The organism is Myxosarcina sp. GI1 (genome assembly GCF_000756305.1).
Taxonomy (GTDB): domain Bacteria; phylum Cyanobacteriota; class Cyanobacteriia; order Cyanobacteriales; family Xenococcaceae; genus Myxosarcina.
Genome location: NZ_JRFE01000007.1, coordinates 112,294 through 127,420, shown reverse-complemented (window position 1 = coordinate 127,420; position 15,127 = coordinate 112,294). Strand labels below are relative to the sequence as shown.

General features: G+C 42.1%; 14 protein-coding genes. 7 read left to right on the top strand and 7 right to left on the bottom strand.

From position 1 onward, the window contains the following. The 5 genes from KV40_RS31790 to ldpA all read right to left on the bottom strand — a co-directional run. A partial coding sequence (locus tag KV40_RS31790; RefSeq protein ID WP_156113934.1) for a GAF domain-containing protein occupies positions 1 to 1,130 on the bottom strand: 1,130 nt, incomplete at its 3' end. A gap of 155 nt (positions 1,131 to 1,285) precedes the next feature. Next, on the bottom strand, positions 1,286 to 2,284 hold the full coding sequence (locus tag KV40_RS03995; protein WP_156113933.1) for a DMT family transporter: 999 nt from the start codon (positions 2,282 to 2,284) through the stop codon (positions 1,286 to 1,288). An 89-nt stretch (positions 2,285 to 2,373) separates the two neighbouring features. Further along, positions 2,374 to 3,537 carry a GuaB3 family IMP dehydrogenase-related protein gene (locus KV40_RS03990; RefSeq protein ID WP_036478267.1) on the bottom strand — a complete coding sequence of 388 codons (1,164 nt, stop codon included), beginning with the start codon at positions 3,535 to 3,537 and terminating at the stop codon, positions 2,374 to 2,376. Positions 3,538 to 3,622: 85 nt separating this feature from the next. Beyond that, a complete protein-coding gene (locus tag KV40_RS03985) occupies positions 3,623 to 5,374 on the bottom strand; it encodes a R3H domain-containing nucleic acid-binding protein (protein WP_172657228.1) in 1,752 nt (583 codons plus the stop codon). 93 nt (positions 5,375 to 5,467) lie between these two features. Continuing rightward, positions 5,468 to 6,595: a circadian clock protein LdpA gene (gene ldpA, locus KV40_RS03980; RefSeq protein ID WP_036478265.1), complete on the bottom strand. Its 1,128-nt coding sequence runs from the start codon at positions 6,593 to 6,595 to the stop codon at positions 5,468 to 5,470. A 197-nt stretch (positions 6,596 to 6,792) separates the two neighbouring features. Here ldpA and KV40_RS03975 point away from each other — a divergent pair, with 197 nt between their 5' ends. From KV40_RS03975 to trmH, 7 genes are all read left to right on the top strand, one after another. Then, positions 6,793 to 7,014: a hypothetical protein gene (locus KV40_RS03975; protein ID WP_036478264.1), complete on the top strand. Its 222-nt coding sequence runs from the start codon at positions 6,793 to 6,795 to the stop codon at positions 7,012 to 7,014. A gap of 127 nt (positions 7,015 to 7,141) precedes the next feature. Beyond that, the gene (locus KV40_RS03970) at positions 7,142 to 7,654 is read left to right on the top strand and encodes a hypothetical protein (protein ID WP_036478263.1); all 513 of its coding nucleotides are present in this window, start codon (positions 7,142 to 7,144) and stop codon (positions 7,652 to 7,654) included. 201 nt (positions 7,655 to 7,855) lie between these two features. After that, on the top strand, positions 7,856 to 8,434 hold the full coding sequence (locus KV40_RS03965; RefSeq protein WP_036478262.1) for a TerD family protein: 579 nt from the start codon (positions 7,856 to 7,858) through the stop codon (positions 8,432 to 8,434). A 42-nt stretch (positions 8,435 to 8,476) separates the two neighbouring features. After that, positions 8,477 to 9,076 (top strand): TerD family protein, encoded by a 600-nt coding sequence (locus KV40_RS03960; RefSeq protein WP_036478261.1) that lies wholly within the window; start codon positions 8,477 to 8,479, stop codon positions 9,074 to 9,076. Between the two features lie 239 nt (positions 9,077 to 9,315). Beyond that, positions 9,316 to 11,679, top strand: a complete 2,364-nt coding sequence (dnaK, locus tag KV40_RS03955) for a molecular chaperone DnaK (protein ID WP_036478260.1) — start codon at positions 9,316 to 9,318, stop codon at positions 11,677 to 11,679. Positions 11,680 to 11,841: 162 nt separating this feature from the next. Further along, positions 11,842 to 12,771, top strand: a complete 930-nt coding sequence (locus KV40_RS03950) for a DnaJ C-terminal domain-containing protein (RefSeq protein WP_036478259.1) — start codon at positions 11,842 to 11,844, stop codon at positions 12,769 to 12,771. 168 nt (positions 12,772 to 12,939) lie between these two features. Further along, complete coding sequence (gene trmH, locus KV40_RS03945) at positions 12,940 to 13,587, top strand: tRNA (guanosine(18)-2'-O)-methyltransferase TrmH (protein WP_036478258.1); 648 nt, start codon at positions 12,940 to 12,942, stop codon at positions 13,585 to 13,587. Positions 13,588 to 13,641: 54 nt separating this feature from the next. On the opposite strand, the gene KV40_RS03940 is transcribed toward trmH, so the two are convergent. Next, on the bottom strand, positions 13,642 to 14,253 hold the full coding sequence (locus tag KV40_RS03940) for a cation transporter (RefSeq protein ID WP_172657227.1): 612 nt from the start codon (positions 14,251 to 14,253) through the stop codon (positions 13,642 to 13,644). A gap of 131 nt (positions 14,254 to 14,384) precedes the next feature. Continuing rightward, on the bottom strand, positions 14,385 to 14,747 hold the full coding sequence (locus tag KV40_RS03935; RefSeq protein WP_036478257.1) for a metalloregulator ArsR/SmtB family transcription factor: 363 nt from the start codon (positions 14,745 to 14,747) through the stop codon (positions 14,385 to 14,387). Between the last annotated feature and the right edge of the window lie 380 nt (positions 14,748 to 15,127).

Genomic DNA, 15,127 nt, shown 5'->3' with positions numbered 1-15,127 from the left:
GTAACTGCTGTTTGAAAAACCTTTTGAGTATTGAGACTGTTACGAATTGCCAGGGTAATTTCGTTTAATAATTTGGCTTCTTTTAACTTAATTGCCAAAGAATTTTTTGCCTGTTGGCGAACTTTAATTTCTGCTTGTAGTTGTTGATTTTGTTTGGCTAGTAATTTATTTTGTTTGGTTAATAAGCTGCGCTGTAGCCTTTCTCTTTCTAATAGTTGTGCTTGGTAGATAGCTATACCTAATTGGGTGGCAATTTTTTGGACGAACTGAATTTCTTCTGCTTGCCACTGGCGGGGACAGGAACACTGGTGAATGCACAATAAACCCCATAATTTATTACCTTCTAGCAGGGGAATGACTAGATTAGCTTTGATTTGAAAGTGAGATAAAATCTCATAGTAGCAATCAGTTAAGTTTTCGGCTTTAACATCGGCAAAAGTATACACTTTCCCTTTGTGATAATTAATGACACATCTTTCGCCAAAGCAGCGATCGCGTATTTTTTCCTTTAATGCCGATTTAAATTCTGGCAGCACGCTTTCGGCTACAAACTCTCCTTCTGAGTAATCAGCATCTAGATCGAAGCGTAAAATTGCTACTCTATCGGCTTGTAATAAACGTCTGACTTTGGTAACTGTCGTTTGAAAAATCTTTTGCGTATCGAGACTTTTCCGTATAGCCTGGGTAATTTGATTGAATAGCTTGGCTTTTTGTAATTGAATTTCTAAAGAAGCTTCAATCTCCTGGCGATCGCTAATGTCTTCATAAGTACCTAAAATTCCGATTACATTACCTTCGTCATCGTGCAGGGGAATTTTGTTGGTATCGAGCCAGGTTAATTTGCCATCGGCTCTCAACTGAGTTTCAACTATATGATATTCTGGCGTATCGCTATCTATAACTCGGCGATCGCACTCTCGATACCAATCAGATTCTTCCTTTGTCCAGGGTAAATCGTAATCATTTTTGCCAACGATTGCTTCTGGTGTTTCTAATCCCGCGTTTCTAGCAAAATTTCGGTTACAACCTAAATAATTAGAGTTACGGTCTTTCCAAAAAATAGACTGTGGTATATTGTCCATTACTAACCGAAAAAAAATCTGAGTTTCGGACAGTTTTTGAGTTTCCATCGATTGCCATTAGTAACTTGCAGCTTAAGATTTCTACTTTAGCCTCGAAAACTTTTCATGGCATTAGTTTGAATCCAGAAAACATAATGAAAGATAATTTGTGACTGGAAAAAGAGCAGTAAAATTTACAATTTCTAAATTTATCTCAGTTTTTTTTATACAGTTTTTTCTGAAGATCTACTAGATTTAGCTAAATAAATACCGAATAAAATTAATATAAAAATTACTCCATTAAACAAACTCAAACGTTCGCCAAAAATAATCCAGGCGAATATAGCAGTAATTACTGGCTCTGATAGTAAAAATATTGCCACAAAACTAGAAGTAAATTGCTTGAGACTATAAATTAATAAACCTTGTCCGAGTACCTGACAAACAACCGCAAAAGCAATTACAATTAACCAGCCTTGCCAAGTATAAGGAAAAAGATGTTCTTCGGTAAATAAAACCAACGGTAGAGTAAACAAAGCTCCAAAACCACAACGCCACAGCAAAATTTTCGATGTATCGAATTTATCTCGCACGCTACCAATAACTAGCAGATTAATCGCATAAAAAAACGCTGCCAGTAAGGCCAATCCATCACCAATCAAATAATCTCGTCCTGCCTGCCAATCACCCCAGCTTAAAGCAATTGCTCCTAATACTGCTAAAATCGTGCCAACTATAAATTTTCGCTCAAAACTCTGGTTGAAGAGGAGCCAGCCGCCAAGATTAGTAAACAATGGTGTTAAGTTACGCAATACTGTTGAATTGGCAATACTAGTTTGAGTTATCGACCATGCCCAACAGATTACCGAGGCACTAGAAACTATTGCTACTAAAATTAATAAACCACTTTCTCGATAGGTTTGAGAAAATGTCGCGGTGACTTTATCTTTTGATAAATGTCGAATCGTTGCTAATTCTCGCCACAGCCATAAAGTAATAGTAGCAATCCAAAGTCGGTTAAAAACAGTGGCATTAGGACCTATTTCAACTTCACTAAGTTTAATAAAGATAGCTGCAAAAGACAGAGCGAGTGTTGCTACCGATAGAGAAATTAATGCGGTTGTAGTCGGATTTGCCCGTAATTTTACTTCTAGCTTTTGAAAAAAATTTGCAGCTCGCTCCGATCGATTGTTTGAAGTTTCTATCGTGCGCTTTTGATTCAAAATAAATTAAGTAATAGGTCGGTTATTTCACAAAACTAAAAAAAAGACGCTCTGTAGAACGCCTTTATCTTTTGACATCTTATCTTTGTTTATTTACCCATGCCTAACTGTTGAGCTTTCTGATAAACTTTACCCTCAGTCAGCAGAGAAGGCGCAATCACTACATCCACCTGCTGCATTTCTTTGAGATTTTTGGCTCCTAAAGTTCCCATACTGGTTTTAATTGCACCGAGTAGATTATGAGTACCGTCATCTAGTTTGGCAGGACCGACTAAAATTTCGGCAATTGTACCTGTCGTTCCTACTTTAATACGAGTACCGCGAGGCAATACGGGGCTAGGTGTAGCCATACCCCAATGATAGTCATTTCCTGGAGCCTCGGCAGCGCGAGCAATGGGGGACCCAATCATGACCGCATCTGCTCCACAAGCCAAACATTTACAAATATCGCCTCCTGTAATAATTCCGCCATCGGCAATTATTGGAACGTATTTACCAGTTTCGGCATGGTATTCATCTCTAGCAGCCGCACAGTCTGCCGTTGCCGTTGCTTGAGGTACTCCTACTCCCAATACACCGCGAGAAGTACAGGCAGCACCAGGTCCGATACCTACAAGTATTGCTGCCGCACCAGCCTTAATTAGATTCATCGCGACTTCATAAGTAACGCAGTTACCCAGAACTACAGGAATCGGCATCGCTTCACAAAACTCAGCCAAATCCAAAGGAGCTACTTTTTCAGGACTGAGATGAGCCGTAGAAACTACCGTTGCTTGAACGAACAATAGATCGGCACCAGCTTTAGCCACTACCTCACCATATTTACTCGCTCCCGCAGGTGTTAAACTGACTGCGGCAATACCGCCCTGTTGTTTTATCTCTTTGATTCTCTGCTCGATTAGCTCTGGTTGAATTGGTTTGGCATACAGTTCCTGCATCAAACCAACATACTCTTCATTACCAACTGAAGCAATGCGATCGAGAACTGGTTGAGGATCGGCATAACGGGTTTGAATACCTTCAAGGTTTAAAACTCCCATTGAGCCTAGCTCTGACAGCAGCACTGCCATTTTAGTATCGACTACGCTATCCATAGCACTGGCAATAATGGGAATATCTCGCTTAACGCCGCCAATTTCCCAGGTGGTATCTGCCAAACTAGGGTCTAAAGTACGCACTCCAGGAGAAAGTGCAATTTCATCAAATCCATAGGCTCTACGAGCCTTTTTTCCGCGACCAAGTGATATATCCACGCTTTTTTGCCTCCCTTCCCAAAGCTATCTGTCTAGGCTACCAAATTTTATATCGTGCGATCGAGTACAATTTTCTGAGTCTACTCTAAGCTGGATAAATTCTCAATCTACGATTGGGTTCTTCACCAAAACTATTAGAATGTAAGCGATAATGTTCGATTAATTCGTGCTGCATTTTTCTGACTTTTGCCGATCGCGGCAATAGTTCTACAGGCTGCCCTTTGGGAATTACAATCTGTTCTACTGCCAATCTTGCTTCTTCTAGTGCTTCAATTTCGTCGTCGCTTCCTGCCTGGGTAAACAAACGCAGATCGGTAGGTTCGGGAAGATTGGGATCGTCAAGGTCTAATAACTGCCGTAAAGAGCGAGTAATTTGGGGAATGGTATTTGATTTGATCGTATAGATCGGCAGGTGCTTGTGTTTTGCCATCTGTCTCAATTTTGAGTGATGTTTGACCTGCGATCGCAGGGCAATGACCGCATCGGCATTGTCTAAATCTTTAGTTAATGCTACGGGTAAATCTAAAACTTCAATTACCTGCTCTAGCTGAGAGCGACCGATACCGTAGGGATAGACGTATACGGGCAAGTCTTCGCCATTTGGTCCTGGCGAACGAACTTTACTACCGTCTGGCTCTCTGGTCTGCCAAGAGGCTGCCAGCATCGTTTCAAATTCTGGATCGACCGAGCGTGGCGTGGCAACTGATTTAACGGGAGTCATTTTACCCGAAGCACGCAAACCTTGAGGTCGTAGTGGCGTAACCACCGTACTGCGCTTGGAAGTCAAAGCTGGACTTTGAGATGGTTGGGGTTGTTCTTCAGTAATAGTTACTTCGCCATTTTCGTCAACCGTTCTGACTTGAGCGGCTGGTTCGACTCCTCTAAGAAATAAATCTACTGTCGCCGCTACATCTTCATGAACTACCCACTGCTGTCTGGCTAGCATTTCGATTGCGATCGCAAATGTTGGCGGTGCTTTGCGCTCCAAGACGGTTTTTTGCGATCGCCTGCGTCTGGCTTCGTCGTCGCCTAAAGTTACGGCTTGGATACCACCAATCAGATCTGATAGGGTAGGATTTTTAATTAAGTTCTCGATAGTATTACCGTGTGCGGTACCGACTAACTGCACTCCCCGTTCGGCGATGGTTCTTGCCGCCATTGCCTCTAATTCCGTACCAATTTCATCGATAACAATTACTTCTGGCATGTGGTTTTCTACCGCTTCAATCATCACCTGATGCTGAAGTTCTGGTCTGGCTACCTGCATGCGACGAGCGCGACCGATCGCGGGATGGGGTATATCGCCATCGCCAGCAATCTCGTTGGAAGTATCGATAATTACTACCCTTTTGTTAAAGTCGTCGGCTAGCACTCTAGCTATTTCTCTCAATGCCGTGGTTTTACCAACCCCTGGACGACCCAAAAGCAAAATCGATTGACCAGTCTCGACTAAATCGCGTATCATTACAATCGTGCCAAAAATAGCGCGACCGATACGACAGGTCAAACCAATAATTTCGCCCGTACGGTTGCGGATCGCGCTGATGCGATGCAGAGTTCGTTCGATGCCCGCACGATTGTCGGCACTAAACATACCAACTCTGTCAATACAGTGTTGAATTTCTGCTTTAGATACTGGTTCTGTCCTTAAGTAAGCTACATCATTGGCAAAACGAATTTCTGGAGGTCTACCCAGATCTAAAATCACTTCAATTAAACTTTCTTTGTGAGGATGTTTTTCAATTTTCGTGCGAATAGAATCTGGAAAAATTGTTAGAAGTTTGTCTAAATTATCGGTTATTTGCATCCGTTGTGAGGATAAATTTTCCAATCGCATTAAAGTAAAGATAATTAAAAAAATTATACTGGTTTATTCTCGAACTAAAGTTCTATTACCAGAGCGCAGTGGCAATATATAACCAAATTTGGCTTAAGCTCTAGCTTTATTCGGTTGTTTGGGTTCGGCTTTATTTTTTAGTTGCGAAACTAAGTTATTGGCTAAAAATACCGCTTTGTTTAAAAGTTGCGAATTTTGTTCTAATTTGACTGAATAATTCATAGTTTGACTGGCAATATTTTCTAAATTATAAAAATTGACATCTAACTTATTTAAAGTTGGCGATAATAACGAACGAGCATAGCTACCATACGCCACTCCTGCAATAAAGCGCGTTCCTGAAGCAGTAGCAGAATTTTGTCGAGTACTGCTTAATATGCCTTCTCGTTCTAATTTGGTTACGGTGTAATCGTTAGTTCCACCAGCTAATTGAACGTATCCTGGCAAATCGGTAGCCAAAATTTTACGCGCAAAAGCGATCGCCGCATGGGTGGTTCCTTTGCCGATATCGCCACTCATCGAACGTCCGTCGGTTTGCCAAATCAAAGGAATTGGTAAAGGACTTATCAATCGATACAGAGAACGAAGATATTCGAGTACGTGGGGATGGTCGGTACAGCTAATAGCAATTAATTTGAGATTTGATAGTTGAGGAACTATTTGTTGCCAAACTCGCCCGAAGTTATCATAATGACCTACCTGAGTATGAATTTCGATCGCCTCGATCGCCATTTCTTCAATCCAGGGTACGATTGTCTCTATAGTAGTTACACGCTCGCGAGTAGTAATTAAGTTAGAAGGACAAACAGGCAAACACCGTCCGCAACCATAACAAAGGCGATCGACTATTCCTTTATATTTTGACTGAAACACGATAGCTTCAGCAGGGCAAATAGCTACACAGGGTTGAGGGCAATCACCAGGACATAGTTCCGCCTCAAACTGGGCTTTGCGAAAATGAGGATCTTCACCGTCATTAACACTAACCATCAATAAAGGCGACCTGACAACCTGAGATAATTTGACTGCCGTGGCTATTCCTTCTCGCGCTGCTGCAATTACCGCACTATCGGCAGCAACATCTATGCAGTCAGCACCAGCCAGACTATAAGCCAAAGCTAAGTTGCGCACCGCAGGTAAATGTTGGTAGCTAGCTCCGCAAATTAACTTAAACCAGCTACCTGCTTTTAGTGAATGCAGCGGGTGATAAGATTGTCTCACCCTTACATCCTAATCCTTTGTTTGTTATTAGTGGTAAAAAATTTTTATAAAGCAGATCGACAGTAACAATCCGCTCGAATTTCATATCGAATACGAGCGTCCAAATAGCGTTCTCTAAAAATTTTTTGTTAGACATGCAGGCTTATCTATTGTTTTAATGGTATGAAGACTGAATTTGATTTTTGGCATCGTAGGGAATGATACACGAGTTATTACAGGAAATTTTAAAACTCAAACAAGACAGTGCTTTTAGACGCAACCTGTTGAGAACCAATCTGGTAGCGATCGCCTGTTGTTTGTCAATCGGAAGTGTCTATCACAGTCCCAAACGTTCGTCAGAATTAGCAAAAATCGAACAGTTTTCCCATAAAATTTCGGCTGGAATGGTAATTAGAACCTATCAAATTTTTCCTCGCTAACGAACAACGAACAATGATGAGTGTCAATTGGTAACTGCTCATTGCTCGAACTAACTGAAAAAGGCAGTTGTCGTTCCCGATCCGCGATAAAATTTTCTTGGAAATTAACAACTGTCATTGAAATACAATGAATTATTTGATTGCTGTTGTAAGCGATCGCATTAAAGCTGAGGAAGCTTATACGGCTTTAGAACAGGCGGGAATCGAGCGTTCGCAAATCAGTATTTTAGGCAAGGGTTATAAAACTGCTGAGGAATTTGGGTTGGTCGATCCTACGCAACAAGCTAAAAAACGCGCTATGTATATGGCGTATTGGCTAGTTCCCTTTGGTTTTGCAGGAGGCTATCTATTCAATCTAATTACGGGTTTGGATAACCTCGACTGGGCGGGAGATCCAGGAAATCATATAGTCGGCGGTATGTTAGGCGCAATTGGTGGCGCAATGGGCAGTGTTTTTGTAGGAGGAGGTGTCGGCTTAAATTTATTCAATTTTGGTGGTGACGACGAGCTTTCCTATCCCAATCTGCTCGATGAAGGTAAATATTTAGTAGCAGTAAAAGGTTCTGAAGATTCAAGGGTTAGAGCTACACCAATTTTAAGACGGTTTAAACCAGAAAGTTTACAGGGTTATGAAGGATGAAAGAGGCATCGCTTCATCTGTTTTAATAGAGGCGATTTGGCGCAAGTGCGCCCTGGAGCGAGGAGCAGGGGGATATTTGTCGGACTAATTTACTCTTACTTCTACTTCCTGTACCTTGTTTGCTAGACTGGCAGCATAATTGGCTTGTTCTCAAGCTGCCGTATCGATCGCAACATATTTTATATTAGGAGAAATTTAATTATGGCTGTAAATTTGAGCAAAGGGCAACGAATATCTTTAGAAAAAGTTGCTCCAGGACTAATTGAAATTTTTGTTGGCCTGGGATGGGATATTAACGCTACCGATACTGGTGCGGATTTTGATATCGATGCTTCTGTGTTTATGCTCGGTAGCAATGAGAAGCTAATTTCTGACAATCACTTTATTTTCTACAACAATTTAAATAGTCCCGACCCAGAACAATCGGTACAGCAGCGTGGAGACAATCGTACTGGTGCTGGCGAAGGTGATGATGAAATTATTGATATTAATTTAAAAACCGTTCCTAGCGATGTAGCTAAAATGGTCATTGCCGTTACCATCCACGAAGCCGAACAGCGCAAGCAAAACTTCGGTCAGGTGCAAAACGCTTTCGTTCGCGTAGTTAATGGTGCCGATGAAAAAGAAGTTATTCGTTACGACCTGACAGAAGATTTCTCTACCGAGACGGCTTTAATTATGGCAGAACTATATCGCAAAGATGGAGAATGGCGAATGAATGCGGTTGGTGCGGGATATGAAGGTGGTTTGCAAGCTTTGTTAGACCGCTATCAAAGTTAGTGGCACGAAAATATTTTAGTTAAATCGCAAAAATTATTAATTATGGCAATTTCTTTAAAAAAGGGACAGCGAATTTCTCTAACTAAGGAAGCACCTGGTTTAAAACAAATTATGTGTGGTTTGGGTTGGGATGTCGCTGCCAAATCTGGCGGTTTGTTTGGTAGTTTAAAAGGCGATCGCAATTTCGATCTCGACTCTTCGGTTTTCTGCCTCAATGCCGATAAAAAATTAACCGATATTAAAAACGTCATTTATTTTGGCAATCTCAGACATACCAGCGATGCGATCGCCCATCAGGGTGATAATTTAACAGGCGCGGGTGAAGGAGATGATGAGGTGATTAACTTAAATCTGCCTCTAATTCCTGCCGATATTTCTTATTTGGTGTTTGTTATCAATATCTATAAGTGCGCCCAACGCCAGCAGGATTTTAGTCAGGTTAACAATGCTTTTGTTCGCCTGGTCGATCGCGCCAACAACAAAGAACTCGCTCGTTACAATTTATCGGGAAGCGAATATGCGGGTATGACGGGAATGATTTTAGCCGAAGTCTATCGCCACAACAATGAATGGAAATTGGCAGCAATTGGCGATGGCTTTAAAGCCAATGGATTAGAGGATATCGCTAGATTTTATACGTAAACTGATGTTAGTGCTGGCGATCGTAGCTTATCGCGACAGTTAAAAGACTCGCTTCCAATTTAAAACATGCCTTATCGGTTCGGTAAGATAAACTAGAGAGAACAAACGAGCCAATTTATGGTATCGAACTCAGGGACAAATAAGGATTTTTAAATTAAAAGCCTTTTGTACCCATCTATATAGTTTGTAGTACAGTAGTCAAAAAGCTTGGGGAACGATTCTAGGAGATCGGAGTACGCATGGGAAAAGTAGTCGGCATAGATTTGGGAACGACCAACTCCGTAGTAGCCGTAATGGAAGGCGGAAAGCCAGTAGTAATTGCCAATGCCGAAGGAATGAGAACTACTCCTTCTACCATTGGATTTAATAAAAATGGAGAATTGGTAGTCGGACAGTTAGCCAGACGACAAGCGGTATTAAATCCGCAAAATACTTTTTATGGCGTGAAAAGATATATGGGTCGTCAGTACAGCGAACTTCAGCCAGAATCAAAACAGGTTCCCTATACGATTCGTCCTGACGAACTAGGCAATATCAAAATTCGCTGTCCTCGTCTCAAAAAAGAATTTGCTCCAGAGGAAATTTCGGCGATGATTTTACGTAAGTTAGCCGAAGAAGCCGAACGCTATTTGGGAGAGGCGGTTACGGGAGCGGTAATTACCGTACCTGCTTATTTTAATGATTCTCAACGTCAGGCAACTAGAGATGCGGGGAGAATAGCAGGGCTAGAAGTGCTGCGAATTATCAACGAACCAACTGCCGCAGCTTTAGCTTATGGCTTGGAGCAACGACGCGCCCAAACAATCATGGTTTTCGACCTCGGTGGCGGAACCTTTGATGTCACGATTTTAGATATTGGCGATGGAGTGTTTGAAGTTAAAGCTACTAGTGGCGATACTCAACTAGGCGGTAACGACTTCGATCGCCGCATTGTTAATTGGCTGGCAGACGAATTTCAGCAACAAGAAGGTGTAGATTTACGCAAGAGCGATCGTCAGGCACTACAGAGACTGACCGAAGCCGCAGAAAAAGCCAAAATCGAACTTTCAGGTGTGGCAGTTACCGATATCAATCTACCTTTTATTACCGCTACCGAATCGGGACCCAAACACATTGAAACCAGACTGACCAGGGCAAAATTTGAAGAACTATGCGGCGATTTGGTCAGCCGTCTGCGTCGTCCTCTCAAACGCGCTATTTCCGATGCGGGTATTGGACCAATGCAAATTGATGAAGTGGTTTTAGTCGGCGGTTCGACCCGCATTCCAATGGTGCAGGATCTCGTCCGCAGCTATATCGATCTCGAACCCAATCAAAATGTTAACCCCGATGAGGTAGTAGCCATCGGCGCGGCAATTCAGTCGGGAATTATTACCAACGAAGTCAAAGACATCTTATTGTTAGATGTCACTCCTCTATCTTTAGGACTCGAAACCATTGGCGGCTTAATGAAAAAGCTTCTACCCCGTAATACTACAATTCCCGTAAGGCGCGGCGATGTCTTTTCTACAGGTGAAAACAACCAAACCATGGTAGAGGTACACGTCCTTCAGGGAGAACGGGAAATGGCGGCAGGTAACAAATCTTTGGGACGATTCAAACTTACGGGAATTCCCCCCGCCCCTAGAGGTATACCGCAAATTCAGGTGTCTTTTGATATCGATGCTAACGGGATCTTACAGGTAACTGCGAGAGATAAAACTACTGGCAGAGAACAGGGAATTACGGTTTCAGGAGCCTCAACCCTCAGCGAAGCCGAAATAAACCGCATGATTGGCGAAGCCGAACAGTTTGCCGATGAAGACCGCGCCCGTAGAGAACGGGTAGAAAAACGCAATCGCGCCAGATCTTTGACCGATCGCGCCCAACGCAAACTCAAAGAAGTTACTCTCGATTTTGGCAGTCAGTTTGCTGGCTACTATCGCCGTCGCATCGATGTACTGTGTGAAGAAATTCTCAAAAGCCTCGAACAAAATGACGAACGGGGTTTAGATCGCTCCCAAGCCGATTTACAAGATGTACTTTACGAACTCAATCGCGAAGTAAGACTGCAATACGAAGATGAAGAAGACGACGATTTCTTTGGCTCGCTTCGTAAGACTTTCTTAGGTGACGACGATAAAGTTATCGAGGATTATTCTTACGATCCCCGTCGTCCTGACTACCGCAATGGTTATGGCGGCTATCCTCCCGAACCAGTCGATCGCGGCTATACGGGTTACGATGGCTACCGCGATAATCCTCCTCGGGAGCGACCCCGTCAGGGAGGTTATGACGAATGGGACGATCTACCTCCCAACCAACCCCGTCGTGGATACGACAACGAACCTTATCGGGAGCCACAAAGCCGTCCTGCGAGAGGTTATGATGATTATGCCGAACGCGATTACGCTCCGCGTACCGCCAAAGGCGATCGCCGCAGCACTCCTCGTTCTTCCAATGGCTATAGCGGCAACAATCCTAATTATAATCGCCGCGATGTACCTGGTTCGAGAACTGCCCCTGACGATAGTTCCACAAACCGCTACTACAACAATCGCAACCGCCCGCAAAATATTCCCTATGAAAATGATTGGGATGAAGATGATGATGAATGGTTCTAAACTACGAACATTTAAAGAACGAGCGTTTAATATGTCGAGCGGTCGTCTAGAGATGGCGAAAAAACCTCGGCATTGCTGCTCGATGAATAATTAATAGTCAGCGAAAAATATTAGATAGATAATTGATAATTGCTCATTGTAAAAGTAACTGATAATTAACTGATGCCAAACGTGCGGAACTATTATGAAATTTTGGGCGTTAGCAAGAATGCTTCAAGCATAGAGATTAAAAAGGCTTATCGTACCCTAGCAAGACGCTATCATCCCGATGCCAATCCAGGAAATAAAGCAGCGGAAGAAAAATTTAAAGACATTAACGAGGCGTACGAAATTCTTTCCGACCAGACTAGAAGGGTTCAATACGACCAACGGTTTAAAAAAGGTATCGGTGGTAGAAATAACAATGCATCGGTAAATAACTTTACTCGCAACAATCGTGCTGGGGCGAGAGCCGCTACAGCGGAGCGTTCTGGCGTTAGGGTAGAGGATGATTTTTATCGTCCTGGAACTACTAGAAGAGAGAGAGTCGTTACTCCCACACGCCGCGACATCGAAGCCAAACTGACTTTACCTTTAGATCGGGCATATCGTGGCGGTAAAGAAAAAATTCGGCTCGAAGATGGGCGATCGCTAGAAGTAGCTATGCCTCCTGGAATGGTAGACGGACAGAGAATCAGGCTTAAAGGTCAGGGTATTGAAGGGGGCAATCTCTATCTCAAAATTACCGTCGCCCGCCATCCTTTTTTTGAAGTTCAGGGGGCAAATATTTATTGTAAAGTTCCGATTACGCTTACTGAAGCAGTTTTGGGCAGCTCGATCGAAGTACCGACTATCGATGGTTTGGTCAGAGTAACCGTACCCCAAGGCGTAAGATCTGGTCAAAGATTGCGTTTGGCTAACAAAGGCTATCTCGAACGCTCTGGCGATCGCCCCGAATCATTTAATGGTAATGCTCGTGGCGATCAGTTGGTCGAACTGCAAATTGTCGCTCCTAAAGAAATAAGCGAAGCCGAACGAGAACTATACGAACAATTGAGAGAATTAGAGCAGTTTAATCCCCGTCAGAATATAATCAAAAACTTACGGTTTTGAAGTTGAAATTCATAGCCAAGGAAGCAGAGAAGAAAGATATATAGTCATTTTAATTTAGAGTGAAACAATCTCTTTTTGCTATAAAAGTCTTCCAGCCAAAAAAAATGTTTCGTTTTTATTTGAAATAACGATACTTTCTACTTTCTACTTTTTACTTCCTACTTTTTCATGATTCCCAGACGCTATCAAAGAATAAAACAAGTTTTAGACCGCCGACAGCCAGATTTAACAATTTTGACCGAAGACGTTCACAAACCCCATAACTTTTCGGCAATTATTCGTACCTGCGATGCGGTAGGAGTTTTTGAGGTTCATGCTGTCAATCGCCATAGCGAAATGCCTACCTATTCTCAAGTCGCTCAGGGAAGTGAAAAATGGGTTGGTTTGCAGGTGCATCCCGATATCAAAACGGCGATCTCTCGGTTACAGCAGTCGGGACACGCAGTTTATGCCGCTCACTTTAGCGACAAGGCGATCGACTATCGCCAGGTAGACTATACTCAACATACGGCAATTTTAATGGGTACGGAAAGATGGGGCGTAACTGAGACTGCTGCCAATTTAGCCGACGGACATTTAGTAATTCCCATGTTAGGTATGGTACAGTCCCTTAATGTCTCGGTAGCTGCTGCCGTAATATTGTTTGAAGCTCAACGTCAGAGATTGGCAGCAGGTTTATACAATAAAGTTCGTCTCGATCGCCAAATTTACCAAAAGGCAATTTTTGAGTGGGGTTATCCAGAACTAGCAGCGATGTATCGCCAACAAGGAAAACCCTATCCCGAATTAGGAGAAGAAGGCGAAATAATTAAATAATCTCTGCTAAGATAATAATCAATTTATCTTAAGGTACACGATCGCAATATTGATTTAAACTAATTCTGCTCTTGCTTTTTGGAGAACTTTTCCCGCAGATTGGGCAAAAACCACAGTGAGTAATAGCCCTAAAATGAAATCTGGCAAAAACGAACCAGTTAGTAAAACTAAGCCAGCAGTTATTAACACTGAGGTATTGGCAATAATGTCGTTACGTGAACACAGCCAAACTGAAGACATATTAATATTGTCGTTACGGTGACGAATCAGCAGTAAAAAGCAGATTAGGTTAGCTACTAAAGCTAAAATACCGATCTCGCTCATCAAACCAACTGTAGGGACAGTTTGAGCAAACAATTGACAGGTAGCTCTGGCAAATACAGCGATCGCCGTAAGAAACATAATACCGCCTTTGAGTATAGCCGATCGCGCCTGGGCTTTTTTACCTTTTTGAATGACACAAAGGCTACAGCCATAAACTAAAGCATCGCCCAGCATATCTAAGGAATCACCTGTTAGAGATAAAGAGGCTGCTTTAATTCCCCCGCTAAACTCTACTACGAACATCACCGCATTGATTATCAAAATAATCCACAACACTTTACTCTGGCGTTGTTGTAGCTTTTCTAATTCCTTTGCTTTGTGTTGACAACAGTGTTCTGCCATTATTATTTTAACGTTCAAATGATTGTTTGAATAATATTTATGATATCTCTCAAACGTTCAAAAAAACATTAGAATATAAGCTACATTGAAACTATCGAAATAGAGAAAAATCAAGTCATACTGAGTAAAAGCTATATTAACTCACGCAAAGAGTAGCTGAGAATATCAGTTATACGCCTATCTTTTAGGGAATAATAAGCTAATTTACCGTCATTACGATATTTAAGTAATTTCAGATCGCGCATTTTCCGCAAATGATGGGAAGCGGTAGCGATCTTGACATTTAACAAGGCAGCAATATCGCAGACACAAAGCTCATCACCGTTTCTCAGGGCATAAAGTATCTTAACCCGCGATCGGTCTGCCAAAGCATTAAAGATAACCGTCATTTCCTCTAAAGTATCTTCATTAGGTAAAGTTGAGCGAATTTGCGTAACTAACTCGGTGTTGAAACATCTTACCTGACAAAGATCGTCTGCTTTGGTTTTACTCACGGGTTATATAAGGGTAACGGCTAAATTTTATTTAGTTCAATGGTACAAGATAGTTGATTTTCTAATGGGTCAGAAAGCGCGATCGCAGCTAAACCAAACTACAGAACTTAAGTAATGCGATCTGAACATTAATTAAAATGTCTAGAAGAAGATAACTAATCTAATCAAGATTTATATGCCAAGGTAGAAAATTTAACTATCTTTTGAATTAGAATCTTATAGGCAAATTTTAAAAAACTGGATTTTTCCGAAGTATTTTATGCTTGGGATTGTAGCAATTAAGATGAAGCCAGTTCATGTTGGCGATCGCTTCTACAACTAAAAAATTACCCGATCGCCAAAAAGCCGAAAAGATTTACTGTTTCGGCGATCTAGTGGGT

Excerpts from the sequence above, each read along its gene's own strand:
- trmH (WP_036478258.1), top strand. The coding sequence starts at position 12,940 with ATGATTCCCAGACGCTATCAAAGAATAAAACAAGTTTTAGACCGCCGA.
- KV40_RS03965 (WP_036478262.1), top strand. The coding sequence starts at position 7,856 with ATGGCTGTAAATTTGAGCAAAGGGCAACGAATATCTTTAGAAAAAGTT.
- KV40_RS03985 (WP_172657228.1), bottom strand. The coding sequence starts at position 5,374 with ATGCGATTGGAAAATTTATCCTCACAACGGATGCAAATAACCGATAAT.
- KV40_RS03975 (WP_036478264.1), top strand. The coding sequence starts at position 6,793 with ATGATACACGAGTTATTACAGGAAATTTTAAAACTCAAACAAGACAGT.
- KV40_RS03960 (WP_036478261.1), top strand. The coding sequence starts at position 8,477 with ATGGCAATTTCTTTAAAAAAGGGACAGCGAATTTCTCTAACTAAGGAA.
- KV40_RS03970 (WP_036478263.1), top strand. The coding sequence starts at position 7,142 with ATGAATTATTTGATTGCTGTTGTAAGCGATCGCATTAAAGCTGAGGAA.
- dnaK (WP_036478260.1), top strand. The coding sequence starts at position 9,316 with ATGGGAAAAGTAGTCGGCATAGATTTGGGAACGACCAACTCCGTAGTA.
- KV40_RS03950 (WP_036478259.1), top strand. The coding sequence starts at position 11,842 with ATGCCAAACGTGCGGAACTATTATGAAATTTTGGGCGTTAGCAAGAAT.
- KV40_RS03940 (WP_172657227.1), bottom strand. The coding sequence starts at position 14,253 with ATGGCAGAACACTGTTGTCAACACAAAGCAAAGGAATTAGAAAAGCTA.